Here is a 23,643-nt window from a genome sequence, read left to right as displayed (position 1 = left end):
CCGGGCGCTGTGTCCCGGTCACGTGGGGGAGCTAGAGCAGCCGGCGTGCCAACGCCGTCCCCGAGGGGAGCCCCCAGGGCAGGCTGTAAATCCGTATCCCATGGGATAAATACCTATCCTGATGGCTCAAAAGACGAAGGCGCGGCGGACGGTCGTCATCGGGATGCTGGGGACGACGCTGGACACGGGGATGGGGGCGCACCGCTGGACGCGGTGGCGGCCCACGGTGTCGCTGTGTCAGCAGGAGGACCTGCTGGTGCACCGGCTGGAGTTGCTGCACCCGCCCGCCGCGACGTCACTGGCGGCGGTCATCCGGGACGACATCGCGCAGGTGTCCCCGGAGACGCAGGTGCGGCTCACGTCACTGCCCATCCGGGATCCATGGAACCTGGAGGAGGTGTACGGCGCGCTGCTGGACCACGTGCGCGCGCAGCCCTTCCATCCGGAGGAAGAGGACTACCTGGTGCACATCACCACGGGCACGCACATTGCGCAGATCTGCATGTTCCTCCTGGTGGAGAGCCGGTTGATTCCAGGCCGGCTGGTGCAGACGTCCCCGGGCAAGGGGAAGGAACACGGGGCGGTGGGCACGCACGCCATCATCGACCTGGACCTGTCCAACTACGACACGCTGGCGGCGCGCTTCCGGCAACAGCAGCGCGAGGGCCTGTCGTTCCTCAAGTCCGGCATCGACACGCGCAACGCCGCCTTCAACCGGATCATCGAGCGGATTGAACAGGTGGCGGTGCAGTCCCGAGCGCCGTTGCTGCTGACAGGCCCCACGGGCGCGGGCAAGTCGCAGCTCGCGAAGCGCATCTACGCGCTGAAGAAGGCGCGCAACCAGGTGACGGGGCCGTTCGTGGACCTGAACTGCGCCACGCTGCGCGGCGATGGGGCGATGTCCACGCTCTTCGGCCACGTGAAGGGCGCGTTCACGGGCGCGGTGGGAGACCGGCCCGGGCTGATGCGGCAGGCGAATGGCGGCGTGCTGTTCCTGGACGAGATTGGCGAGCTGGGCGCGGACGAGCAGGCCATGCTGCTGCGAGCGCTGGAGGACAAGCGCTTCCTCCCGGTGGGCGCGGACAAGGAGGCGGAGAGCGACTTCCAGCTCATCGCGGGGACGAACCGCGACCTTCAGTTGGACGTGGAGCGGGGACGGTTCCGCGAGGACCTGCTCGCCCGCATCAACCTGTGGACCTTCCGGTTGCCCGCGTTGAGAGAGCGGCCGGAGGACATCGCGCCCAACCTGCAATACGAACTGGATCAGGCGTCCCAGGCGCTGGGGACGCGGGTGACGATGAGCAAGGAGGCGCAGGAGCACTTCCTGCGCTTCGCCACGTCCCCTGAAGGCCGGTGGAGCGGCAACTTCCGGGACCTCAACGCGGCGGTGCTCCGCATGTCCACGCTGGCGGCCGGTGGGCGGATGACACGCGACGTGGTGGACGAGGAGCTGGACCGCCTGCGAGCGCAGTGGCGGCCCGCGAGCGCGGCGACGTCAGCGGGAGAAGACGTGCTGGTGGAGGTGATGGGGGCCACGCGCGCGGCGGAGTTGGATCGGTTCGACCGCGTGCAGCTCGGGGACGTGGTGACGGTGTGCCGCTCCGCGCGCTCGCTGTCGGATGCGGGCCGGACGTTGTTCGCGCAGTCCCGAGCGCAGAAGAAGAGCGTCAACGACGCGGACCGCCTCCGGAAGTACCTGGCGCGCTTCGGGCTGGCCTGGGCGGACGTGAGCGGTCGCGACGCGGAGTGACGCTGGCCCGGCCCCATCCTGGCGACCGGGCCGCGCTCGCGACTCAGCAGGGCAGCCAGGGGCCGACGCCGCGGTCGCACGAGTCGTAGCAGATGGAAATGGCCGCGGCGCACTGCTCATACGTCGCCTGACACTGAGCCGGGCACCAGGAGTAGGACTGGTAGCACTCATCCACGCACGAAACCGAGGCCTGGGTGACGGACTCGCGCTCCGTCGCCTCCGGGCCCACCGGCTCTGCTTCGGGCGAACCACCGCCACAGGCGAGGAGGGACAGCGCGGACAACGTGGCCAGGACACACGAACGGAGGGAACGAGCCTGCATGGGATGCTCCGTGGGCAGAGGAGGACCGCGCCCCGCAGCGTAGTCCGGCGGCCCAGGACGGCGCATTCCCCGGGCCGCATTTCCATTCCACGGGCCTTCCGGCCGGGTGTCAGCGGAAGGCGTCCGCCACGGACCGGCACTGCTTCGTGGCCAGGGCCTCATCGGGCACGCGGACCGTCCCTGCATCGGGAGACGACGGCACGGGCGCGTTCGCGCCACCCAGCCACGCGGGCGGCACCGTGCATTCGACGGTCAGTGGACCCTCGAAGGTCGCGCGCACGCTCCCGTCCTTCATCCGGACCTCACCCTTCGCCTGCATCCCGGTGACGGTCAGCTCCAGGGTGCCCTCGTCCATCATCATCGAGGGCCCCCCGGCCACCTGGTGGTCCACCACCGCGAGGCCCGGGCCCAGTGCCGTCCGAGGGATGATCCGGGCGGTGGCGTGCCTTGACGTCACGAACTTCTCATCCACCGCCATGCGGAAGCCCCAGGTGCCCCCGTCGTCCGCTTGCGCGCTCAGCGCGACCTGCATCAGGGGCACGGGCGGCTCCCCCAGGAAGTCGGCGCTGAACCGCACGGATGGAGCCGAGTAGGAGCCCTGGTCCGTGCGCACGGTGGCCGCGCCCCGGGGCTGGGGCCGCTCCGCCGTGAGCGCGTCACGCGACGCCGCCCGCTCCTCCTTCGGCTTCGCGCAGGCGCTCAGGAGCAGCGCCGCCATCAGGGCCCCATGCCGCATGCTCAGCACCCCACCCGCAGGAGCATGGCGCTGACGGTGGTGTTGTCGTTCTCCTTCAGCTCGTCCACCGCGCCCGCCGGATCCATGTCCAGGTAGACGTAGTACGTGTTGAACGGCAGCGACGCCGGCACCGTGAAGCCCAGCGAGTAGATGCCCTCCGAGAACGCCCCCAGCGAGTGGTTGAACGTGGCCACCACGTTGGTGGACTCGTAGTAGCCATTCGGCGGCGCCGTCGGGCTCAGGCGCACGCGCATGGCGTAGGACGACGCGGCCGCGTTGCCCATGTTGCCCACGTAGAACTTCACGCTCTGCGCCGTGCCCCGGCACACCGTCTTCGTGCCAGCCGGGTCCAGCGTCTGCGCCACGTCCCCCACCACGCCCATGGCGGACGGCAGCAGGTTCGGCTTCGTCACCGAATAGCCGTACAGCGTGTTCATGCCCTGCGCGTTCGTGGGCCACAGCGTGGAGGACTCGTAGCCGCCCGTCACCAGGTGCGGCGGCGAGGTGCGCAGGATGCTGTGCCCGCCCTCGTGCTTGAAGCCGAAGAAGTGCCCCGCCTCGTGCACGAACGTGCTCCGGCCCGACGTGCCGAACGCGCTGCCGGTGCGCGGCGTGAAGTCCAGGTCGCTGGCGATGCAGATGTCCGCCTCGTCGATGCCGTTGCTCCCGATGAAGCACAGCCCCACGACGGAGTACGTCACGCCGTTGTTCCCGTCGATGGCCGACCGGTCACACAGGCCGATCTCGTTCTGCCCGTCCGTGTGGTCCAGCGAGCAGTCCGTCGCCGCGTTCACGTTGTAGCCCGCGACGATGTGGGACAGGTCGTCCCACTGCCTCAAGCCGTTCCAGTAAGCCGTGTTGGTGTTGCCGGAGTCCGGGATGCTGCACCGGTTCCGGTACACCACCGGCCCGCTGTACCACTTCACCGGCGCCCCGTTGCACGTATCCCACGCGGCGGCGCCCGCCTCCATGCCGCCCAGCACCAGCGCCGCGACGGCGCCCACGTATGTCGTTGTCTTCATGGCGGACCTCATCACGGCTGGCCGGGCGGGACGTCCCGCTCGGGCTGGAGGGGAACGGCACCCGGCACCCCGGACGCGCCCGCGGCGGGCGTCACGGGGACGGACAACGACGACGCGGTCGTGACGGGCTCCTCGCGGAACGCCCCCGTCACCGTGAGTCCCCGCGCGCGCAGGTGGCTCTGGAGCAGCGAGAGGAACGCCTCCCGCTCCATCCCCTCCGGCGCCCCCCGCGACAGCGCCTCCGCGCGCGGCGCCGGACGGGCCCCCGCCAGGTCCACCGTCTCGAACACCGGCGCCGTCTGCCGCACCCCCGCCGGGCCCAGCCCCGCCACGAGCCCGCCCTCGGCCCCCACCAGCACCTCGCGGCCCGCCACCGGCTCCACGCGGAAGGCGTGCTCGTCCAGCACCGGCGACAGGCTCCATCCGGTGTTGCGCAGGAAGACCACGTAGCGCGCGCCCCGGACGAAGCGGGGCACATGGCTCACCACGAGCTGCCGTCCATCCGGCAGCAGCCCTCCGGCCTGCTTGAGGCGCAGCTCCCGCGGCGCCGCGCCCAGGTGCGCCCGCACATTGCCGAGCGTCACCACCGTCCACGGGCCCGTGCGCGGCGAGTACTCACCGCGCACGTCCGTGACCTCCCCCTCCACCACGGAGGCCGTCTGGTCGAACAGGCCGAGCAGGCTGTCCACCGCGCGCGGCGGCCGGAGCGGCGCTTCCGCGGCCAGGGGGGCCTCCTGCCGCGCGGAGGCTTCGTCCCCACTGGCGGCGCTGCACCCCGTCACTCCCAGGAGGAGCAGTGCGCACGCCCCTCTTCCGAACGTCGTCCATGGCCTGCCCACGCGCATCACGTCCGCTCCCTTCGTGTCGTCAGTGGATGAGATAGAAGGCGTCCTGGCGCGGTACGAAGAACCGCCAGCCTTCGTCCGTCAGGTACGCCGGATCTTCCTGCATCACCGCCACCTTCTGCCCGCCCCACTCCGGGACGGGCGTGACGGTGTTGAGCTCGACGGCGAGGTACGAGCCCTTGCGCAACAGCCGGGGCGCCTCCGAGCGCGACGCCGCGCGGAAGTCGATGGAGGCCCCCAGCGCATGGCCCTGCGCGCCCAGCGGATGGCTGTAGACCTTGGCCTCGATGCCCCGCTCCTTCATCTCCGCCATCGTCGCGTCGTAGACGTCCGCCGACGAGCGCCCCGGCCGCGACGCCCGCAGCATCAGCGCGTCCTGCAGCGTCCGCGTGTTCTCCAGCGCGCGCTTCAGCCCCTCCGGCGCGTCCGTCTCCCCGTCCTTCAGCACGTAGGCCATCTTCTGCCAGTCCGTGCTCAGCCCCAGCGCCGTGACGCCGAAGTCCACGTGCAGCAGGTCTCCGCGCTGGATGACCACCGCCTCGTCCGCCACCGCCAGGAAGCCCCGGGAGAAGCCGTCCTTCATGCCCTGCCGCTGCACGCGCAGGTCCGGCTGGAACCACGTGCCCACGCGCGCCTCGAAGAGCGCGTCGTAGAGCCAGCGGCGCACGTCCCCCACCGTCGTCTTGCCGGGCACCACCACCTCGTTGGAGAGCGCCCGCTTCACCAGCGACTCCGTCAGCACCACCAGGTCGCGGTAGGGCGTGAACTCGCCGGGCAGCCGCGTGTCCAGGTACTCCTCGATGAGCGGCGCCGCGCTCACGAAGCGCGCTGGCGCGGACGGGCCCAGCGCCTCCACCAGCCACCTGTACGTGTCGTGCGTCAGGCTGCGCGTCACGCCCCGCCGCCCGTCCATGGCCAGCGCGATGGTGCGCGGGTGGTAGCGCGCGTCCAGCTCCGCGAGCGCCTCCGCCTGCTTGCGCTCCACCGCGGGGGACTCGAAGAAGCGCGACACCGCCTCCGTGGCGTAGCCCGTCAACGCGACCTTCTGGAGCCCCGCGTCGCCCGCGTCCACGAAGACGAACACGTCGCGGTTGCCCGCGTACGGCAGCGGCGGCGCGACCCAGGACGTCAGCGGATCATCGTGGAACTCCTCGTTGACCACGACCCACATGGCCACGCCGTGCCGGCGCATCATGTCCAGCAGCAGCCCGTGCCGCTCCTTCAGCCAGGACTCGCGCAGGGCCCGCTCCTGGGACGGCGGCGGCACGGGGGGAGTCGTGAGGGCGCTGGGGGCGCTCACGGGGGCGGTGGCACACGCCACCAGACAGCCCAGGCTCAAGGCGGGGAGGACTGCGCGCCAACGCTTCATGTCGGGAACTCCAGGTCGGGAAGGAGGAGCGGCAGCCTAGCGCGCCTGAAAAACCGAAGCCCCCCGCTCCCGGAACCCATGGGGTCCGGGAACGGAGGGCCTGGGGCGCATTCCCACCTGCTCACCCGCTCGGATGTCCTGGCTCCCTCACGCTTCCGGATCCCTTCCCCCCCGGTCCGGGACACCTGGAACCCGCCGGCCTCACGGCCCGCGAATCCACTGGAAGCGGCGGCCCTCCCCCGAAGGCCGCGTGGAGCGCGAACATCCAACCGCGCGCGCCGTTACCTCAGTAGCTGGCGACCCAATCCAGGTCGCTTTCCTCAAAGTCGAGGGGCGGTTGCTCGCCTTCGTGCCGGGAGCCCTCCGCCCCGTTCCCCTCGTGTGTGTCCTCCCGCACGCCCGCGCCCCCGTTGGAACCGGGCGCCCACAGCACGCCTTCCCCCTGGCTCCACGCATCGATGCGGTACATCGAATCCCCCCGGGTGCGGTGTCTTGCCGTCCACCCACGCCGCCGTCGCCACGCCGCGCCTCGATAATTAGACGCCGACCGCCAGAATCCTTGGGTCGCCCCCTACTCATTTCACGAAGGAGCCCCCCTGCCGGAGCGCCAGGGCCCGGATTCCGGCCTCCTCGCTCCACCCCGGCTCCCCCCGGCGGGCCACGGCCTCGAAGGCCTCCGCCGCCTGGAGCCGGAGCCCCATGGCCCGGAGCACCAGCGCCCGGTTCCACAGGGCCTGGGGATGGTCCGGTGCCTGACGCAGCACGCCTTCGAGCAGGTCCAGGGCGCGCCGCCAGTCCCCCGCCGCCATCGCCACCACGGCCCGGTCGCTGTCCCGGTCCAGCGAGGGGGCGCTGCGCGACAGGAAGTCCGACGCCTGACGCAGTTCGCCGCGCACCAGGTAGGCCGCCGCGATGCCGTGCAGGTCCCCCCGCTCCTCCAGCGCCGCCAGGGTGCGCAGGGGCACCGGCGGTTCGGTCACGAGCGCCGCTCCGCTAGCCGCCCCCGTCCGGACGGGGACGTAGGGGAGGTAGCGGTCCGCGGCCGGATACGCGATGCGCGCCTCCAGCTCCCGCGCGGACGCATCCGCCCGCCACGCGTCCCCCGGCTTGAAGCCGTCCCCGGTCAGGAACGCGGCGAGCGCGCCCAGCCCCATGGCCAGCACCGCGCCCAGCGCATGCCGCCACCGGCCGCGCGGCAACGCGAAGCGGAGCGGTCCGCGGACAGGGGTGCTGGGCGGTGGTGGAGCGTCGTTGTGGGCCACCGCGCCACACAGGGCCTGGACGCTGAGCATCTCCAACTGCATGGCATCATGCAGCCCACTGGCGCACGCACGGCAGAGGGCCAGATGGAGCCGGAAGTGCTCCTCGTCCCCCGATTCCAGCTCCCCATCCAGGAAGCGGTAGAGCTTCTTGCACCAGAGATCCATCAAGCGTCAGGGCCCGAGTCTCAAGGCCGCCTCCCGTCCCTTGCGAAACGCGAGCGGGAGCAATCCTTGGTGGATTCCGCTGGCAGCGTCCGTCGCCTGCTCCCCCGCCTGCCCACCGCCCAGTCTCCGAGGAGGAACAGGCGCCAGGCGCCCGCGCCTTCAGCGCCGCGTGCGGGGGCGCATCAGCGTTCCGCCGGAGCGGCTGGTGCGCGGGCACGGGAGGCGCGGCGCGCTGACGGCCTCCACCGCCTCCGTCTTCGCGAACCAGGGGCAGCAGTTGGCGCAGCCCGGGCAGCGGCGGCGGAAGCGGCGGGCGCCCTGGTGCCAGGCCCGGCCCTCGCGATCCGGGGGCGGGGGCACCTGCGTGGCGAGCACGTCCCCGGGCCAGTTCTCCGGCACGTCGTCGTCCCAGGACCCGGGCACCGTCTCGCGGGCCTGACGGGCGGACACCCAGCGCTCGCTCTCCGCGGGGTCCTCCAGCGCGAGCCTCGCGAGCATCTCCAGTTGCAGCAGGTCATGGAAGCGGCGGGCGCAGACGTCGCAGGTGGCCAGGTGGCCCCGGACGCGGCGCTGGTCCTCGGCGGACAGGCTGCCGTCCAGGAAGGGCTGGAGGTCTTCACACGCGGTGCTCATCGTTCCCTCTCCTGGCGGCGGCGTTCCGCGGTGTCGTGGAGCATGGCCTTGAGGCGGCGGCGGGCGTGGAAGAGCCACGTGCCCACCGTTCCCGCGCTGGGGGTGTTCATCCGCCGGGCGATCTCCGCGTGGCGCAGGCCCCGCGCGTGCAGTTCGAACGCCTGACGCAGCTTCTCGTTGAGCCGCGCCACGGCCTGGCGCAGCTCGTCCTCCGTGACGCACTCCCACTGCTCGGGCTCCGGCGCGTCCTCCGGGTCCTCGAAGAGCATGTGGACGTTGTGCAGGTCCACCCGGCGGTCCGTCTCCGCGCCCTGGCGGCGGCACTGGTCCAGGAACCGGTTGTGCAGCACGCGCACCAGCCACGCGCGGCGTGCGGGCTCCGGCCAGCGCTTGAGCCGCTCCCATTGCAGGAGCGCGCGCAAGAGCACGTCCTGCACCAGGTCGTCGCAATCACTGGCACTCTTGCCGCAGACATTGCGCGCGATGGCGACCAGCACCGGCTGATGGCGGATCGCGAACGCGGCGAACTCCCCTCCAGAGCCCTCCCGGACTGGCGGCTCCTCCCTCCCTGGCACCATGCGACCGCCTCCCTTCCCTCCAGAGAACGCCGAGGGCCGGATTCTTTTCTTCTCACGGATGCGACAAATGCTGTCGCGCTTCTTTCCGCAGCACGGCGACCAGTACGGCTGAAACACTTCAAGCAGACGCCAATTCCTTGCATGGAATAGACAGACATCCAGGGACTCCCCGATCCAATGTCTCTCCATGGGTGAGACTTGCCTCCGGGGTGGCTCGGGCCAGACCCGGCGTGAAAAGGGGGGCGGAAAATGGGCGTCAGCATGCCCCGGCGGCGTCCCGGCGGATGGGGCGGTTTCGTGAACGCGGATCCGCGGTGGAGGCGGGCCCGGGCGGCACCTCCTGGTGCGTCAGGCGGGGGGCGGAGTCCTCCCGGGGCCCGGGGAAGCGTCCTCGGACGAAACTCCCCCCTTGCGTGCCTGGGGAGTCCTTTGGTCCTCTTGGGCCACCGCCGTATGCCCATGGAAACCGCCGCCGACAGCCGAGAGTACCGCGTGGTCTTCTTCTGCCCCGCGTCGAACGCCCGGCTCGAGCGGCTGGAGGTCCCGGTGCGCCGGCTGCTGTCGCGCATCCAGGCGCCTCCGGCGGAGCTGGCCCCGCTGAGCGAGGCCGGTGCGCTCACGGAGGCCGGGTGGCAGGTGTACCTGGTGCGCTCGCTGACGGAGCGCAGCGCGGCGCAGGCCATGGCGGCCTACGTCAGCGAGGCCACCTGCGCGCTGGCCGCGGAGGTGGACGCGGAGGTGCTGGGGCTCTACGTGGACGTGTCCGGGGACTCCGCGCGCATCTGCCGGTGCGGCCCGGAGGACGGGCCGGAGACGTTCGCCGGGCGGAGGCAGGCCGCGCTCACCCGCACGTCCGAGTGGCTGGAGGTCGCCCCCGCGAGCCTGTCCGCCCTCTTCCAGTTGGATCCGCCGGACGCCGAGTACGAGCCGGACGCGGACGACCGCTTCGTCGAGGAGAAGCTGCGTGAGGCGCGGGCCCTGATGGAGCGCTACCGCACCGCGGCGAAATGAGGTCGAGCACCCCGGAGGACCTGTCGGGTCGCTGTGCGCGCTGCTACCTGCCCACGGCCTTGTGCCTGTGCGCCAACGTGCCCGTCATCCCCACGCGCACGGAGCTGCTGATCATCCGGCATAACAAGGAGTCGCAGAAGAGCACCAACACGGCGCGCATCGCGGCGCTGGCCCTGCCCCGCTGCCACATCGTGTCGTACGGCGCGCCCGGAGCGCCCTTCGACGCGTCGGTGCTGGACGCGCCGGACACGTGGCTGCTCTTCCCGGACGCACCGGAGGCGGAGGGGCCTCCGCCGAAGCGGCTCGTGGTCATCGACGGGAGCTGGGCGCAGGCGCGGCGCATGGTGCAGCGCGTCCCCGCCCTGCGGCGCCTGCCCGGCATGAGGCTGCCGCCGCCCGCCCCGGACACGCGGCGGCTGCGCAAGCCGCCGCACCCGGACGGGATGTCCACGCTGGAGGCCATGGCCGGCGCGCTCGCGCGGCTGGAGGGCGAGGACATCGCGAAGCCGCTGCTCACGCTGCACGAGCTGATGATCGAGCGCGTGCTCGCGAGCCGCGGGCGGCTGGGCTGGGAGAACTACCTCTAGCGGGCGGTGGCCGGGGCGCTACAGAACGCACCGGAACTCATCGAGCCCCAGCAGGAGGGACCCTGGTGCCTGCGGGGGCTGGACGTTGCCTGCGGCATCTCGCGCGAAGGAATCCGCAGCGGGCCAGCAAGCACTCTCGTTCCCAGTGTACTTCGGGTACGCCTGGACTTCGTCGACCGGCGAACCGTCCAGATAGAAGCGGATCCACGTCTCGATGTTCCGCTTGGGGACGAGGCGGGCGATTCGCTCCGGATTCGTCACAGGCGATTGCCCCTGCTCCTTGAGCGCCGCGTCGAGTTGCTGGCGGCGGTCATGGACGGAGTTGGCGGGATCCGCATCGACATGGATGATCAACGCCGCGTTCACGTGAGCAGTCCGATGCGCCTTGATCTGCTCGGGCGCACGCTGGCGCACATACTGCTCCCCTGCGCCTCCTACAGAGGAGGGCAATGGCTCCGTGCGAATATCCCGACGTCCCACACCCCGAGATTTAAGCGCTCGTTCAATGAAGGTTCGTGCCTGTTTATCCTCACAGAGGATGACGTACTTGACTCCACGACTACTCATGAGGCGGCTCCGTGGTGTCCTCCCAGCCGCGTGCGACGACTTCCGCTGAATTCAGCCCAGGAAGCCCTTGGAAGGGCTCGATTCTCGAAGGCCCTCCGGCCTGGCGGAAGAACCTTGTTCCATTCGAGGGAGCCAGCTGATTGAGGAACTCGGGATGATGGCTCACGAAGAAGACCTGGGGTCCGTCTTCCTCCGAAGCAGCATCGACGACGTCGAGCAGCCAAGGCTGAATCTCCCGCAGAGCGACGTAGTTGTCGGGCTCATCGAAGATGATCAGCCGCCCCGGTTTGATCACGGTGTGGCGCAAGATGTAGAGCGCGATGAGCGCGCGCTGGCCGTCTGACAGCTCAACAAAGTCCACCGAATAAGGGGCTCCCTTGCCTGCGGAGAACCGGACCTGGAGCTGGGGCCGTGTCTTGTCCACCGCCAGTGCTTCAAATCCCGGGATGACCTCGCGAAGCGCATCCTGGATACGGATGGCATCCATCAATTCATGCGTGATGAGCGGCGGGTACCACGACGCGAGATTGTGAAGGCTCTCCTCGAGCATGTCGCGTTGCGCGTCCGTGCGGCCCGACATCCGGCGTGGATCCGGACGGAAGTACCAAACGTCCTCGTCAAGCCAACGCTTGAATACCGCGAGCTTCTTGGCCCCTGTCCCGAGCGCACTCAGTCCCGAACTGCCTGTGCGGGCGCTGAACGTGACGTCCGGCGCCCCCTTACTTCCACGTATCGTGAGCTGCCCGTTGACGAACTCCAGCAGTGACGTCTCGTTGCAATGAAGAGACTCGAACCCGACCCGGGTATTGGATGGTTCCTCTTCATCGTGGTCTACCTGCAAACGGTACTTGTAGAGATCCTGGCCCAGTCGCACATCCAGTTCCACGCGCTGGTTCAGCCTGGATTCCCACCGGGTCCGGGACTCGTGTGGGAAGCATCCGCGGACCTCGCGGTCTCGTACAACCAGACTTCGCACACTCCACAACACGTCGAGGACCGACGTCTTGCCCGAGCCGTTCTCTCCCAGCAGCAGCGCCAGCCGGTCGGGCTTCCACTCGAAGTTGACGAAGCACCGGTAATTGTCGACGTAGAGCCGCTCAAGCATTCGAGCCTCCTACCACAGCCTACTGGACGACCTTCTGCATCTCCGCCGCGAAGGGCACGGGCTCCAGGAAGCCCGTCACGCGCGGCTTCGTCAGCACGGTGCCGTCCGGGTTCACGAAGGCCACCGTGGGCAGGCCCTCCACGCCCAGCTTCTCCATCAGCGCATCCAGGCGGTCCTCGCTGTTCGTCGCGTCGATCTTGATGGTGAGGAAGCGGCTGTCCTGCGCCTGGGAGATGACCTCCGTGGACGGGTACGTCAGCCGGTCCAGCTCCTTGCAGGCCGCGCACCAGTCCGCGAAGAAGTCGATGAGCACCGGGCGGCCCTCCTTCTTCGCCGCCGCGAGCACCCGCTCGAACTGGCCGGCGTCGAACGTCGCCTGCTTCTCCGGCATCACGTGGTGCCACTGCCAGGACGGCGCCACCGGGCGCTCCTGGAGCCCCATGCGCACCCACAGCTCACCCACGGGCCGCGCGTCCAGCGCGCCGCCGCGCACCACCAGCGCGCCCACCACCAGCGCCACGCCCAGCGCCTTGAAGCCGAAGTCGCGCGCGCCCTCCTTGAACGAGCGGTGCACCGCGCCCACCCCGACGCCCACCATCACCAGCGCCGCGGCCATCACCGCGCCGGGCACCTGGCCCACCTCGGCGCCCAGCGCCTTCACGTGGTCGCGCGCCCAGGGGAAGGCGTCCTTCAGGTACGAGAACGCGAGCGCCACCAGCATGATGCCCAGCACGCTCTTCACCCACTCCATCCACACGCCACCGCGCGGCAGGCGCACGGTGAAGACGCCGATGAGGAAGAACGGCACGCCGATGCCCAGCGCGTAGATGAACAGCAGCGTCGCGCCCAGCGTCGTGTTGGCGGACTTCGCCACGAAGGCCAACAGGCCCGTGAGCACCGGCCCCGTGCACGGCGCCGCCAGGAACCCGGACACGCTGCCCATCACGAACGCCCCGGCGATGCCCGCGCCGCCCACGTTGCTCAGCTTCGTCTGCAGGGACGACGGCAGTGCCAGCTCGAACGCGCCGAACATCGACGAGGCCAGCAGCAGCAGGAACGCCGCCAGCCCCATCACCACCGCGGGGCTGCCCAGCATGGCGCCGAAAGCCTGGCCCGTCTTCGCCGCCAGGATGCCCAGCGCGCTGAACACCACGCCCATGCCCACGATGTACGACGTCGTCAGCGCCAGCGAGCGGCCCCGCGCCTCCGCCTTCCTCGCGCCGAACACCGACACGGTGATGGGGATGAGCGGGTACACGCACGGCGTCATCGCGGTGAGCAGGCCGCCGGCGAACACCACCAGCGCGCCCCACGCGAGGTTGCCGGACTCCAGGAACCGGGCCGCGTCCAGCCCGGCGCTCGGCCCCGTGGGCAACAGCCACGGCACCACCGCCACCGCCACACCCGCCACCACCGCCGCCAGCGTCAGCTTCTTCGTGTCCATGCGTGCCTTACGCCTCCGCGCGTCCGGACCTTCGGAGGCCCCTTCTATATGCGGAGGCCGGGGACGCGGCTACCCCGCCGGCATCTGCGCGGGGGAGGCAGGCACCTTCAGCCCCGCGGAGCGCGCCAGCCCCATCACGCCCTCCACGGCGGCGGCGATGTAGCCAAAGGGGTTCGCTCCATCCACCGCCGTCACGTGCACCTCGCCCATCCGCTGCTGGAAGGCCGCCGCCACCTGCGGCAACTGCTGCGCCAACGTCAACTGGATGACCTCCGGGCTCACCGCGTTCTCGATGTCGCGCAGCGTCTTCGCGCGCTCCAGCTCCAGCCCCTGCTGCGCGCGGGTGCGGCGCAGCTCCAGCTCCGCGATGCCGGCCTCCGCCTCCGCGATGGACTGCTTCGTCAGGAGCACCTGGAGCCGGGCGGACAACTGCTCGGCCTCCTGCTGGGCCTCCGCGAGCTGGACCTCGTGACGCGCGGCCTCCGCCTCGCGCTGGCGGCGCAGCCGGTCCAGCTCCACCTGGGCCCTGGCGGCCTCCGCCTCCTGCTCCCAGCGCAGTTGCTCCAGCTCTCCCTGCGCGCGGTTGTACGCGAGCTGCCGCTCGCTCGTGAGCCGCGCCTCCTCCAGCCGCGCGTCCGTGGCCAGCGCCTCCAGCCGGGCCTGCTCCTTCAGGGCCTGCGTGCGCGTGCGGACCTCCTCCTGCGCGGCCAGCTTCGCGAGCGCGACCTCCCGCTCCACGGACGTGCGCTCCTGCTGCTGCTGGCGCACCTGCTCCATCTTCGCCTGGGCGAGCCGCGCCTCCACCGCGAGCTGCTCCAGCCGCGCCTGCTCGTCCGTGCCCTGCGTGCGCTGGCGGACCTCCTCGCGCGCGGCGAGCTTCTGGAGGTTGAGCACGCGCTCGGCCTCCGTCTCCTCGCGCCGCACGAAGCGCTCCTTGGCCAGCTCCGCCTCGCGCGCCTGCCGCTCCTGCTCGCGGCGGAAGCGGGCCTGCATGTGCTCGAAGACGGCGCTGGAGAGCACGCGCACGTCCTGGATTTCAATCGTGTCCAGCAGCACGCCCCAGCCGGAGTCGGTGCGGTCCTCCAGCCGGCCCCGCCCGGAGAGCACCGGCGCGATCTCTCGCATCAGCTCCTCGGCGATGCCCTCCTTGCGCCGGGTGAGGCACTGCTCCACGGTGAGGTTCGCCACCAGCCGGCGCGCCGCGCCCACGAACATCTCCCCGAGCAGCTCCGCCAGCTTCTCCTGCGCGCGCTCCGGGTAGCTGAAGTTGAGCATCCGGAAGGCCACCAGCGGATCCGCGATGCGGTACACCGCCAGGCCCGTCACCGCCACGCCCACCTTCTCGCTCGTCACCTGATCCGCGGTGAACTGGAAGCGCTGGATGCTGGTGGGCACGATGGCCACCGAGTCCCCCGGCAGCTTGAAGCAGCTCGCGCCCTGGCCGCTCACCTCGCGCACGCGCCCCCGGCGCATGTGGATGAGGAACTCGCTGGGCCGCGCGGTGATGAGCCCCCACTTCTTCACCTTGTCCGGGTCCTCCGCCGGCTTGCCCGCCCGCCAGCCGTCCGCGTAGCGGGAGCGCTCCAGGCCCCCCTCCAGGCGGATCAGCGACGGCCGCCCCATCCCCTCCTGCTGCATGTCCTGGGCGTTGCTCCGGGCCTGCGACTTCGCGTTGGCGCTCATGTGTTGGCACCCTCCGCGCCGGCACCAGTGCAGGCGCCCGGCCATGCCCGGCGGGGCCTTGAAACGGGCACTTATGGGCGCGCGAAGCGCTGTTTCGGATCACCCCGCGCCAACCTGGCGCGGCCGGAGTGCTCCACTCTGGAGGCGCGTTGACCCAGGCCGGCGCACTCCGCACGCATCGACCTGATGCGTCGGAGACAGGGGCCCCGGACCCCATGTTCCCTTGACCCGAGGGGGGTCGATTTTATAATTGACCAGTCCGGTCCACATTCGTGTGGGCCCATGTAGACCCTGCCGCTGCGCGCGGACCCACCGCGTCGCCGGGGAGCGGAGGGGTGTTCCACCCTCCTGCATCACTTCTTCCTGAGGACTTCATGCTGAACCTGCCCATCTACATGGACAACCACGCGACCACCCCGCTCGACCCGCGGGTGCTGGAGGCGATGTTGCCCTACCTCCGCGAGGACTTCGGCAACGCGGCCAGCCGCAACCACGCGTTCGGCTGGAAGGCCGAGGCCGCGGTGGAGAAGGCGCGCCGGCAGGTGGCGGACCTCATCGGCGCGTCGGAGAAGGAGATCGTCTTCACCTCCGGCGCCACCGAGTCCGACAACCTGGCCATCAAGGGCGTCATCGAGTTCTACAAGTCCAAGGGCGACCACATCATCACCCTGAAGACGGAGCACAAGGCCGTACTGGACACCTGCAAGCGCCTGGAGCGCGTGCGCCAGGAGCGGCTGGATGAGCTCAAGCTCCTGCGCCTGGGCCAGTTGGCCGGGCGCGACGTCATGCCGGAAGAAGTCCCCGAGCTGGCGGCGAAGTTCAACCTGGACGCGGACGACACGTACAAGAAGTGGGCGGAGCTGCCCACGGGCGGCGCGCGCGTCACCTACCTGGACGTGGAGAAGGACGGCCGCGTGAGCCTGGAGAAGCTGGCCGCGGCGATGACGCCCAAGACGGTGCTCGTCTCCATCATGTTCGCCAACAATGAGATCGGCGTGGTCCAGCCGGTGGCGGAGATTGGCAAGCTGTGCCGTGAGAAGGGCGTGCTCTTCCACTGCGACGCGGTGCAGGGCGTGGGCAAGGTGCCCTTCGACGTGGAGAAGATGAACGTCGACCTGGCCTCCATCAGCGCTCACAAGATGTACGGCCCCAAGGGCGTGGGCGCGCTCTATGTGCGCCGCAAGCCGCGCGTGCGCATCGCGCCCATGGTGGACGGCGGCGGTCACGAGCGCGGCATGCGCAGCGGCACGCTGAACGTGGCGTCCATCGTCGGCTTCGGCGCGGCGGCGGAGGTCGCGAAGCAGGACCTGCCGGAGGAGGCGGCGCGCCTGTTCCGCCTGCGCGAGCGGCTGCGCACCGGCATCATGGAGCAGTTGGACATGGTGACGGTGAACGGAAGCCTGGAGCACCGCATGCCGGGCAGCCTCAACATCTCCTTCTCCTACGTGGAGGGCGAGGCCCTGATGATGTCCATCAAGGACGTCGCCGTGTCCTCGGGGTCCGCGTGCACGTCCGCGTCGCTGGAGCCGTCCTACGTGCTGCGCGCGCTGGGCGTGGAGGAGGACATGGCGCACAGCTCCATCCGCTTCGGCCTGGGCCGCTTCAACACGGAGGAGGAGGTCGACTTCGTCATCCGCCTCGTGGTGGACAAAGTCCGCAAGTTGCGAGACATGAGCCCCCTGTACGAGATGGCCAAGGAAGGCATCGACCTCAAGAGCATCGAGTGGACCGCCCACTAGGCGCTCCCCTCCCCTCAAGACTTCCCGCCGGGCACGGAAGCCCCCGCCCGCCCGGCCGCGCATCGGTTGCCCGGATGGCGCATCAGTTCAAGCGTTGTGTGAAGGAGCGTTAGACGCATGGCTTACAGCGAGAAGGTCATCGAGCACTACGAGAACCCCCGCAACGTGGGGACGCTCGACAAGAACGACCCGAACGTCGGCACCGGCCTCGTGGGCGCCCCTGCCTGCGGCGACGTGATGCGCCTCCAGTTGAAGATCAGCGACTCGGGCGTGATCGAGGACGCGCGCTTCAAGACCTTCGGCTGCGGCTCCGCCATCGCGTCCAGCTCGCTCGTCACCGAGTGGGTGAAGGGCAAGACGGTGGATCAGGCCATGACCATCTCCAACAAGGACGTGGCCCGGGAGCTGGCGCTGCCCCCGGTGAAGATCCACTGCTCCGTGCTGGCCGAGGACGCCATCAAGGCGGCCATCGAGGACTTCAAGAAGAAGCGCGCGTCGCGGCAGGCCTGAGACTTCCGCGCGGCACTTCTTCTCACTGGATTGAGGACGACCCCATGAACGAGCAGGCCCAGACGACCCAGGCCCCTCAGACGCCCCCCAAGCCGGCCCCCAAGGGCATTGGCCTGGCGGACAGCGCGGTGGCGCGCCTCAAGCAGCTCCTGGAGGAGCGCCAGACGCCGGACGCCGGCCTGCGCATCGCCGTGAAGGGCGGTGGGTGCTCCGGCCTCCAGTACTCCATGGAGTGGTCGGAGAAGTCCCGCGAGCGCGACAAGGTGTTCGAGCGCGACGGCGTCCGCGTCTTCGTGGATCCGAAGAGCTACCTGTACCTCATCGGCACGGAGCTGGTGTTCGAGCAGACGCTGATGGCGTCCGGCTTCAAGCTGAACAACCCCAACGTCAAGGCCGCCTGCGGCTGCGGAGAGAGCTTCTCCGTCTGAACTGAAGCGGCCTTCCCGCCCGCCCCGTGGGTCAGGGAGCGGGCAGCAGGGGTCCGGCCCGGTGCCGGGCCCCTTTTTCGTTTCCCCCCATGAGGATGTGCGCACCGTGAGGACCCACTTCGACGTGTTCGGGCTGCCCCGCTCCCACGCCGTGGACATGCCGGCCCTGGAGAAGCAGTACCGGGAGCTGTCGCTCCAACTGCACCCGGACCGGGTCGGCCCCGGTGACGCGAAGGCGCGCCTGGCCGCCGTGGAGGGCACCACCGCCCTCAACGAGGCCTTCAAGACGCTGAAGGACCCGGTGCGCCGCGCCTTCTACCTGCTCAAGCTCCACGGCGTGGACCTGGACCGCGAGGACGCGGGCGCCCAGAAGGACATGCCCCTGGAGTTCCTGGAGGAGGTCATGGAGCTGCGCGAGGCCCTGGATGAAGCCATCGCGGCGAAGGACCTGCCCCGGGCCCAGGCCATGGCGAAGGACGTGGCGGGCCGCAAGGCGGCGGCGCTCCAGGAGGCCGTCGCGGCGCTCGGTTCGCTGGAGGCCGCCGGGGATTCTCCGGACGGGGTGAGAAAGGCATCGCACGCGCTGGGGCGGGTGCGCTACTTCACGCGCTTCCTCGAGCAGGTGGACGCGTTCGAGGAGGAGGTGCTCGCGTGAGCAACAACGGCTATCTGCAGATCCACGACCCGCTCAAGCCGAAGGGCCACGTGGTGGGCATCGACCTGGGAACGACGCACTCGCTGGTGGCGTCCGTGTCCCAGGGCAAGCCCCGGTGCGTTCCGGTGGACGAGGGCGACTCGCTCCTGCTGCCCTCCGTGGTGCATTACGGCAAGGACGGCGGCGTGGTGGTGGGCGTTCGCGCGCGGAAGCTCGCGGCCGAGGCCCCCACGGACACCATCGTGTCGGTGAAGCGCTTCATGGGCCGCAGCCCGGACGACCCGGAGACGCGCAAGCTGGGCCACTACGACTTCGCCCCCGGCGCCAACGTGGTGCGCTTCAACGTGGCCGGCGGCCAGCCGGTGACGCCCATCGAAGTGTCGGGCGAGATCCTGCGCGCCCTGAAGCGCCGCGCGGAGGCGCACTTCTCCGGCAAGGTGGAGCAGGCCGTCATCACCGTGCCCGCCTACTTCGACGACGCCCAGCGCCAGGCCACCCGCGACGCGGGGAAGCTCGCCGGCCTGGAGGTGCTGCGGCTGCTCAACGAGCCCACCGCCGCCGCGCTGGCGTACGGCCTGGACAAGGGCAGCCAGGGGATGTTCGCCGTCTATGATTTGGGCGGCGGCACGTTCGACATCTCCATCCTCAAGCTGGAGGACGGCGTCTTCGAGGTGAAGTCCACCGGCGGTGACTCCGCGCTGGGCGGCGACGACTTCGACCGCGCCATCGCGCAGCACGTGCTCCAGAAGCGGGGCGTCCAGTCCCCCACTCCCGCGCAGGTGGCGGAGCTGATGGCCGCCGCTCGGAAGGCGAAGGAGGCGCTCACCGACGCCGCGGAGGTCGTCCTCAGCGTGGACGGCCACTCGCAGCCGGTGTCCCGCGCGGACTTCGAGGCGTGGATCCAACCGCTCGTGGCGAAGACGGGCGCGGTGTGCCGGCGGGCCTTGAAGGACGCGGGCGTGGCGGCGGGCGAGCTGGACGGGGTCATCCTGGTGGGCGGCTCCACCCGCGTGCCCGCGGTGCGCCGCTTCGTGGCGGAGCTGTTCGGCCGCGAGCCCCTGGGCGACATCGATCCGGATCAGGTCGTGGCGCTGGGCGCGGCGGTGCAGGCGAGCCTGCTCACCGACACCGGCCGCCAGGACGAGGTGCTGCTGCTGGACGTCATCCCCCTGTCGCTCGGCCTGGAGACGATGGGCGGCATCACGGAGAAGCTCATCCCGCGCAACTCCACCATCCCCACGGCGGCGGCGCAGGTGTTCACCACGTTCAAGGACGGCCAGACGGGCCTGGACGTGCACGTGGTGCAGGGCGAGCGCGAGCTGGTGCAGGACAACCGCAGCCTCGCGCGCTTCACGCTCTCCGGCATCCCCTCCATGGCGGCCGGCATGGCCCGCGTGGAGGTGCGCTTCCAGGTGGACGCGGACGGCATCCTCTCCGTCACCGCCAAGGAGCAGAGCACCGGCGTGGCGCAGGCCATCACCGTGAAGCCCAGCCACGGCCTGACGGACGAGGAGATCGAGAAGATGCTCCTGGACTCCATCGACTTCGCGGAGGACGACATCCAGGCCCGCCAGTTGCGCGAGCAGCAGGTGGAGGCCGAGCGCGTCCTCTCCGAGGCCGACCGCCAGCTTCGTGAGAACGCGGGGCTGCTCCAGGCCGGCGAGCCGGAGGCCATCCAGGCCGCCATGACCCGCGTGCGCGAGGCCGCCGCGGGCAAGGACTACCTGGCCGTGAAGGAGGCCCTGCACGCGCTGGACGAGGCGTCCCGGGCCTTCATCGAACGGGTCATGAACCGCGCCATCACCCAGGTGGTGTCCGGCCATTCCGTGGAGGAGTACTGAGCCGTGCCCAAGGTCACCTTCAAGAGCCCCCTGGCCGAGGTCGCCGTGGACGTGCCCCCGGGCACCACCCTGCTGGACGCCGCGGAGAAGGGCGAGGCCCAGGTGGGCCATAGCTGCGGCGGCGTGTGCGGGTGCTCCACCTGCCACGTCTGGGTCCGCAAGGGCCTGGAGTCGCTGAGCGAACAGCGCGACGACGAGATGGACCGGCTGGACATGGGCTTCGACGTCCGGCCGTACTCCCGCCTGTCCTGCCAGACGGAGGTCGGCGGCGAGGACGTCACGGTCGAAATCACCGAGGAGTCCCTCGTCGCCTTCATGGACGAGAACCCGGCCATCCGCCGGAAGCTCGAGTCCGAGGGCCGCTGGCCGCTGAAGAAGTAGGCGGAAAAAAGGGTGTTGACCGGGCGGGGGAGGTTCTCTATACGTCTCGCCCATCACGGCGCCGCGAGGCACCGCGAGCCACCTGCCCAGGTGGTGGAATTGGTAGACACACTAGATTCAGGGTCTAGCGCCTGCAAGGGCATGGAGGTTCGAGTCCTCTCCTGGGCACTGCAGTAGACGAAGGGCCCCGACCACAAGTCGGGGCCCTTTTTGTTTTTCCGGTCAGGGCGGCGCGGGCTCCACGGCCTCGTGCGCCACGTGGTGCGCGGCGGCGTTGGCCAGCCGGCCGCCCTTGCGCAGGTCGCGGATCCGCAGCTTGGAGCGGTGCACGGACCAGGCCCCCACCGCCACCTGGCTGATGACGGTGCCCAGGTGGGTGAGCGTGGCGAAGGCCGCCGCGTCCTCCGCGGGGGAGCCCAGCGCGCGCGCCGCCCAGCTCGTGACGAAGTAGTAGATGCCCATGCCCGCCGGGACGCCCGGCAGCGACTGCCCCAGGGAGATGGCGCCCAGCACCACGGCGCCCGCGAAGAGGCCCCCGGGGATGTGCACGCCGTGCAGCGCCAGGCCGTACGCCAGCGCGGAGGCGAACACCGGGAAGATGGAGAAGAAGAACACCTTCGCCATGCCCTTGAAGGAGCGCGCGGTGCCCAGGCCCTCGCCCACGTGGCTCAGGAAGCTGTCCACGCGGGGCATGGTGTGACGCTGGTGGAGCCAGCGGCCCAGCGGCGCCGCCCAGTGGGCCAGCAGCACCACCAGCGCCACCAGGCCGATGCACAGCGACAGCGCCACGTGCAGCTCCGTGCGGAAGTGGGCCATCGTCTCGCCGAAGGGGCCCAGGAAGGACAGGGCCACCAGCAGCATCAGGCAGGCGAACTCCATCAGCTTGCACACGCCCACGGAGCCCAGGCTCCGGATGAAGGGGATCTTGTGCGTGCGCGACAGGAGGAAGGAGCGCGTCACCTCGCCCAGCTTCCCTGGCAGCGCGTTGTGCACGAAGACGCCAATGCCCACCAACTGGAAGCGGTCCTTGAACGGGATGGGCCTGCGCAGCGTGGCCTGCCATTGCACCGCGCGCAGCGGCACCAGCGACGCCTGCAGCAGCATGAACGGCACCAGCCACACCAGGTGCCCCGGCAGGTCGCGCACGAACTTGTCCAGGGGGAAGCGCGGCGTCAGCAGGTCGCCGGCCCCGCTCAGGTTCCACTTGAAGAACGCGGTGGAGAGCAGGAGCAGGGACAGGACGACCCCCACCGCTCCGCCCAGCACCTTGAGCCACGTGCGTCCACCGGCGTTGGGAAGCCGCATGGTCCTCCCCTTCCTCGGTTTCAATGGAGAATCCGCGGCGAGCCGGTGTCCAGGTAGGCCTCCGCCAGGCGCTCGTGCAGCCGCGCGCAGTGGCTCAGGCCGGACAGGTCCACCGGGCCGCTCGCGGGCCACATCACCAGGCTGTCGGACTCCACCTGCGTCAGGCCGCCGTGCGAGCCGAACTCCCACGCGAAGCCCACCGTGCCGCCCTTCTGGACGGCTTCACCGAAGAGGACCAGGTCCCCCGCGGTGTCCATGCGCGGCAGCCCGTGGAGGAAGTCCGCCACGGCGCGCTTGCTGTACTCGGTGGTGAGCGGCGCGCGGTCCAGGTCCTCCGCGCCGTAGACACCTCCGCCCATCACCACCACCGCCTCCGCGCCCCGGCGCATCGCCACCATGCCGATGTCCGGGTTGTTCGTGGCCCGCGCCAGCACCTCCGGATGCCGCGCCAGCAGCTCGCGCGCCTCCAGCGGCACGGGGCGGCCGCTCAGGTAGACGTGGGCGAAGTTGCCGGCCTCCACCACCACCGGGATGAAGGGCGCGCGCGCGGCGGTGTCCGGCGCTGGCGCCTGGCGCCCGTCCAGCAGGCCCCGGCGCACGTCGTCCTTCAGCGGAGGCACCTCCCCCTCGAAGAGGACGGCCTCCAGGCGCCGGCCCTGGCGCTGCTCCAGGGGCAGGCTGTCCACGTGGCCGTGGTCCGACAGGAGGATGACGTCGTAGGGCTCCGGCGCGGCGCGGGCCACGGCGAACAGCTCCGCCAGGGACGCGTCGACACGGTAGAGTTCCTGGAGCGCCAGCTCCGAGCGCGGGCCCCGGCGGTGGGCCACCTCGTCGTAGTTGCCGTACACCAGGTAGATGAGCGGCACGCCGCGCACCATGTCCACCAGGGACTTGGTGTGCGCGAAGCTCCAGCCCAACCGCTGGAGGAGGATGCGGCTGACGAGGAAGCCCTGCTCGTGGCGCCAGTCGTTGAGCGAGCGCGCCCACTGGCGCACCTCGCGCGCGGCCTGCCAGGACTCCATGCCGAAGGAACGCAGGAAGTCCCACGCGCCCTTCGTGCGCGCCGAACCCAGCCCCTGGAGCTCGTACGCGAACGAGCGCGCCATGAGCTTGAAGCTCGACAGCGTGCTCATGCACATGCGGTTCATGGCGCCCGCGTGGAAGAGCGAGAAGTACGTGTGGCCGCCGTCGTCCAGCAGGCTCGTGCGGCCGTGGCCGCGCAGGCGCGCGTCGATGGCCATTGCGTCCGCGGGCGTGTTCATCTGCACCTTGCGGCCGAGCGCCCGGTCGTACCAGCTATAGCCCGGCAGGTTCGGGTGCCTCAGCCCGTAGAGCAGCCCCGCCTGGAAGAAGGGCGTGGACGTGGGCGCGCCCCAGAACGCGTTCTCCAGGTGATACGCGCCAGAGCGGACGAGCTGTGAAACAAAAGGCATGCGCCCTGTGACGATGGCCTCGTCGAGCAGCGCCTTGGGCACCCCGTCCAGGTGGACGAGCAGAGCGTTCCGGGGCCGACGCGCCGCCACGGGCGGAACTTTCGAACCAATCCTCCGGACGAGGGTATTCGCCCAATTTCGTGAATTCTCGCTGACGAGCTCGTTGAGACTTTCGCGCACGTTGACGGCTCCCCCATCCCCCAAGGCAAAATGGGCATTCAGGGGGACAGGAGCTTCCGGGGCCGCGCTGCTCTCTTGGAGAGCAGGCGGGC

General features: G+C 70.3%; 23 protein-coding genes and 1 tRNA gene. 10 read left to right on the top strand and 14 right to left on the bottom strand.

Annotated features, from left to right (window positions below; all coding sequences use genetic code 11):
* The first annotated feature begins 121 nt into the window (after positions 1 to 121).
* Positions 122 to 1,750 carry an RNA repair transcriptional activator RtcR gene (gene rtcR / locus K8612_RS17420; RefSeq protein WP_223763088.1) on the top strand — a complete coding sequence of 543 codons (1,629 nt, stop codon included), beginning with the start codon at positions 122 to 124 and terminating at the stop codon, positions 1,748 to 1,750.
* A 43-nt stretch (positions 1,751 to 1,793) separates the two neighbouring features.
* Here rtcR and K8612_RS17415 read toward each other — a convergent pair whose 3' ends face one another.
* The 8 genes from K8612_RS17415 to K8612_RS17380 all read right to left on the bottom strand — a co-directional run bounded on the left by K8612_RS17415 (position 1,794) and on the right by K8612_RS17380 (position 8,682).
* Positions 1,794 to 2,072, bottom strand: coding sequence for a hypothetical protein (locus tag K8612_RS17415; RefSeq protein WP_223763087.1), 279 nt, complete (start codon positions 2,070 to 2,072; stop codon positions 1,794 to 1,796).
* A 109-nt stretch (positions 2,073 to 2,181) separates the two neighbouring features.
* Positions 2,182 to 2,808 (bottom strand): hypothetical protein, encoded by a 627-nt coding sequence (locus K8612_RS17410; protein ID WP_223763086.1) that lies wholly within the window; start codon positions 2,806 to 2,808, stop codon positions 2,182 to 2,184.
* A 2-nt stretch (positions 2,809 to 2,810) separates the two neighbouring features.
* Positions 2,811 to 3,830, bottom strand: a complete 1,020-nt coding sequence (locus K8612_RS17405) for a hypothetical protein (RefSeq protein WP_223763085.1) — start codon at positions 3,828 to 3,830, stop codon at positions 2,811 to 2,813.
* Positions 3,831 to 3,841: 11 nt separating this feature from the next.
* Positions 3,842 to 4,675: a hypothetical protein gene (locus K8612_RS17400; protein WP_223763084.1), complete on the bottom strand. Its 834-nt coding sequence runs from the start codon at positions 4,673 to 4,675 to the stop codon at positions 3,842 to 3,844.
* Between the two features lie 22 nt (positions 4,676 to 4,697).
* Positions 4,698 to 6,044 carry a M24 family metallopeptidase gene (locus K8612_RS17395; RefSeq protein ID WP_223763083.1) on the bottom strand — a complete coding sequence of 449 codons (1,347 nt, stop codon included), beginning with the start codon at positions 6,042 to 6,044 and terminating at the stop codon, positions 4,698 to 4,700.
* Between the two features lie 575 nt (positions 6,045 to 6,619).
* Positions 6,620 to 7,471 (bottom strand): zf-HC2 domain-containing protein, encoded by an 852-nt coding sequence (locus K8612_RS17390; protein ID WP_223763082.1) that lies wholly within the window; start codon positions 7,469 to 7,471, stop codon positions 6,620 to 6,622.
* 159 nt (positions 7,472 to 7,630) lie between these two features.
* Complete coding sequence (locus K8612_RS17385; RefSeq protein WP_223763081.1) at positions 7,631 to 8,104, bottom strand: anti-sigma factor; 474 nt, start codon at positions 8,102 to 8,104, stop codon at positions 7,631 to 7,633.
* Positions 8,101 to 8,682, bottom strand: coding sequence for an RNA polymerase sigma factor (locus tag K8612_RS17380; RefSeq protein ID WP_120564062.1), 582 nt, complete (start codon positions 8,680 to 8,682; stop codon positions 8,101 to 8,103). The genes K8612_RS17385 and K8612_RS17380 overlap by 4 nt, the downstream gene beginning before the upstream one ends.
* Positions 8,683 to 9,141: 459 nt before the next feature.
* Between K8612_RS17380 and K8612_RS17375 the strand changes: the two genes are divergently transcribed.
* Both K8612_RS17375 and K8612_RS17370 read left to right on the top strand, forming a co-directional pair.
* The gene (locus K8612_RS17375; protein WP_014395291.1) at positions 9,142 to 9,693 is read left to right on the top strand and encodes a hypothetical protein; all 552 of its coding nucleotides are present in this window, start codon (positions 9,142 to 9,144) and stop codon (positions 9,691 to 9,693) included.
* Positions 9,690 to 10,280, top strand: coding sequence for a tRNA-uridine aminocarboxypropyltransferase (locus K8612_RS17370; protein ID WP_223763080.1), 591 nt, complete (start codon positions 9,690 to 9,692; stop codon positions 10,278 to 10,280). The genes K8612_RS17375 and K8612_RS17370 overlap by 4 nt, the downstream gene beginning before the upstream one ends.
* 18 nt (positions 10,281 to 10,298) lie before the next feature.
* Here the strand turns inward: K8612_RS17370 and K8612_RS17365 are convergent, their stop codons facing one another.
* From K8612_RS17365 to K8612_RS17350, 4 genes are all read right to left on the bottom strand, one after another.
* Positions 10,299 to 10,694 carry a hypothetical protein gene (locus K8612_RS17365; protein ID WP_223763079.1) on the bottom strand — a complete coding sequence of 132 codons (396 nt, stop codon included), beginning with the start codon at positions 10,692 to 10,694 and terminating at the stop codon, positions 10,299 to 10,301.
* A gap of 145 nt (positions 10,695 to 10,839) precedes the next feature.
* Positions 10,840 to 11,952 carry an AAA family ATPase gene (locus K8612_RS17360; RefSeq protein ID WP_223741813.1) on the bottom strand — a complete coding sequence of 371 codons (1,113 nt, stop codon included), beginning with the start codon at positions 11,950 to 11,952 and terminating at the stop codon, positions 10,840 to 10,842.
* Positions 11,953 to 11,971: 19 nt separating this feature from the next.
* On the bottom strand, positions 11,972 to 13,396 hold the full coding sequence (locus K8612_RS17355) for a cytochrome c biogenesis protein CcdA (protein WP_223763078.1): 1,425 nt from the start codon (positions 13,394 to 13,396) through the stop codon (positions 11,972 to 11,974).
* A gap of 69 nt (positions 13,397 to 13,465) precedes the next feature.
* Positions 13,466 to 15,079 carry an SPFH domain-containing protein gene (locus K8612_RS17350; protein ID WP_223741815.1) on the bottom strand — a complete coding sequence of 538 codons (1,614 nt, stop codon included), beginning with the start codon at positions 15,077 to 15,079 and terminating at the stop codon, positions 13,466 to 13,468.
* A 377-nt stretch (positions 15,080 to 15,456) separates the two neighbouring features.
* On the opposite strand from K8612_RS17350, the gene K8612_RS17345 reads away from it, so the two are divergent.
* From K8612_RS17345 to K8612_RS17315, 7 genes are all read left to right on the top strand, one after another.
* Positions 15,457 to 16,818, top strand: coding sequence for an IscS subfamily cysteine desulfurase (locus K8612_RS17345; protein WP_223763156.1), 1,362 nt, complete (start codon positions 15,457 to 15,459; stop codon positions 16,816 to 16,818).
* A gap of 117 nt (positions 16,819 to 16,935) precedes the next feature.
* Positions 16,936 to 17,328, top strand: coding sequence for a Fe-S cluster assembly scaffold IscU (iscU, locus tag K8612_RS17340; RefSeq protein WP_120553652.1), 393 nt, complete (start codon positions 16,936 to 16,938; stop codon positions 17,326 to 17,328).
* Between the two features lie 44 nt (positions 17,329 to 17,372).
* Positions 17,373 to 17,756, top strand: coding sequence for an iron-sulfur cluster assembly accessory protein (locus K8612_RS17335; protein ID WP_223741816.1), 384 nt, complete (start codon positions 17,373 to 17,375; stop codon positions 17,754 to 17,756).
* A gap of 106 nt (positions 17,757 to 17,862) precedes the next feature.
* Positions 17,863 to 18,411 (top strand): Fe-S protein assembly co-chaperone HscB, encoded by a 549-nt coding sequence (gene hscB / locus K8612_RS17330; protein WP_223741817.1) that lies wholly within the window; start codon positions 17,863 to 17,865, stop codon positions 18,409 to 18,411.
* Positions 18,408 to 20,252: a Fe-S protein assembly chaperone HscA gene (gene hscA / locus K8612_RS17325; protein WP_223763077.1), complete on the top strand. Its 1,845-nt coding sequence runs from the start codon at positions 18,408 to 18,410 to the stop codon at positions 20,250 to 20,252. The genes hscB and hscA overlap by 4 nt, the downstream gene beginning before the upstream one ends.
* A 3-nt stretch (positions 20,253 to 20,255) precedes the next feature.
* Entirely contained in the window at positions 20,256 to 20,633 is a 378-nt protein-coding gene (locus K8612_RS17320; RefSeq protein WP_120548006.1) for a 2Fe-2S iron-sulfur cluster-binding protein, read from the top strand.
* A gap of 84 nt (positions 20,634 to 20,717) precedes the next feature.
* A tRNA-Leu gene (locus K8612_RS17315) sits at positions 20,718 to 20,801 on the top strand.
* Between the two features lie 54 nt (positions 20,802 to 20,855).
* Here the strand turns inward: K8612_RS17315 and K8612_RS17310 are convergent.
* The gene (locus tag K8612_RS17310) at positions 20,856 to 21,938 is read right to left on the bottom strand and encodes a lysylphosphatidylglycerol synthase transmembrane domain-containing protein (RefSeq protein WP_223763076.1); all 1,083 of its coding nucleotides are present in this window, start codon (positions 21,936 to 21,938) and stop codon (positions 20,856 to 20,858) included.
* A 20-nt stretch (positions 21,939 to 21,958) separates the two neighbouring features.
* Positions 21,959 to 23,551: an alkaline phosphatase family protein gene (locus K8612_RS17305; protein ID WP_223763075.1), complete on the bottom strand. Its 1,593-nt coding sequence runs from the start codon at positions 23,549 to 23,551 to the stop codon at positions 21,959 to 21,961.
* Positions 23,552 to 23,643 lie beyond the last annotated feature (92 nt).

The organism is Corallococcus sp. AS-1-6 (genome assembly GCF_020037015.1).
Lineage (GTDB): Bacteria > Myxococcota > Myxococcia > Myxococcales > Myxococcaceae > Corallococcus.
Note: the sequence above shows the minus strand (reverse complement) of the source record. Positions and strands in the feature narration are given on the sequence as shown.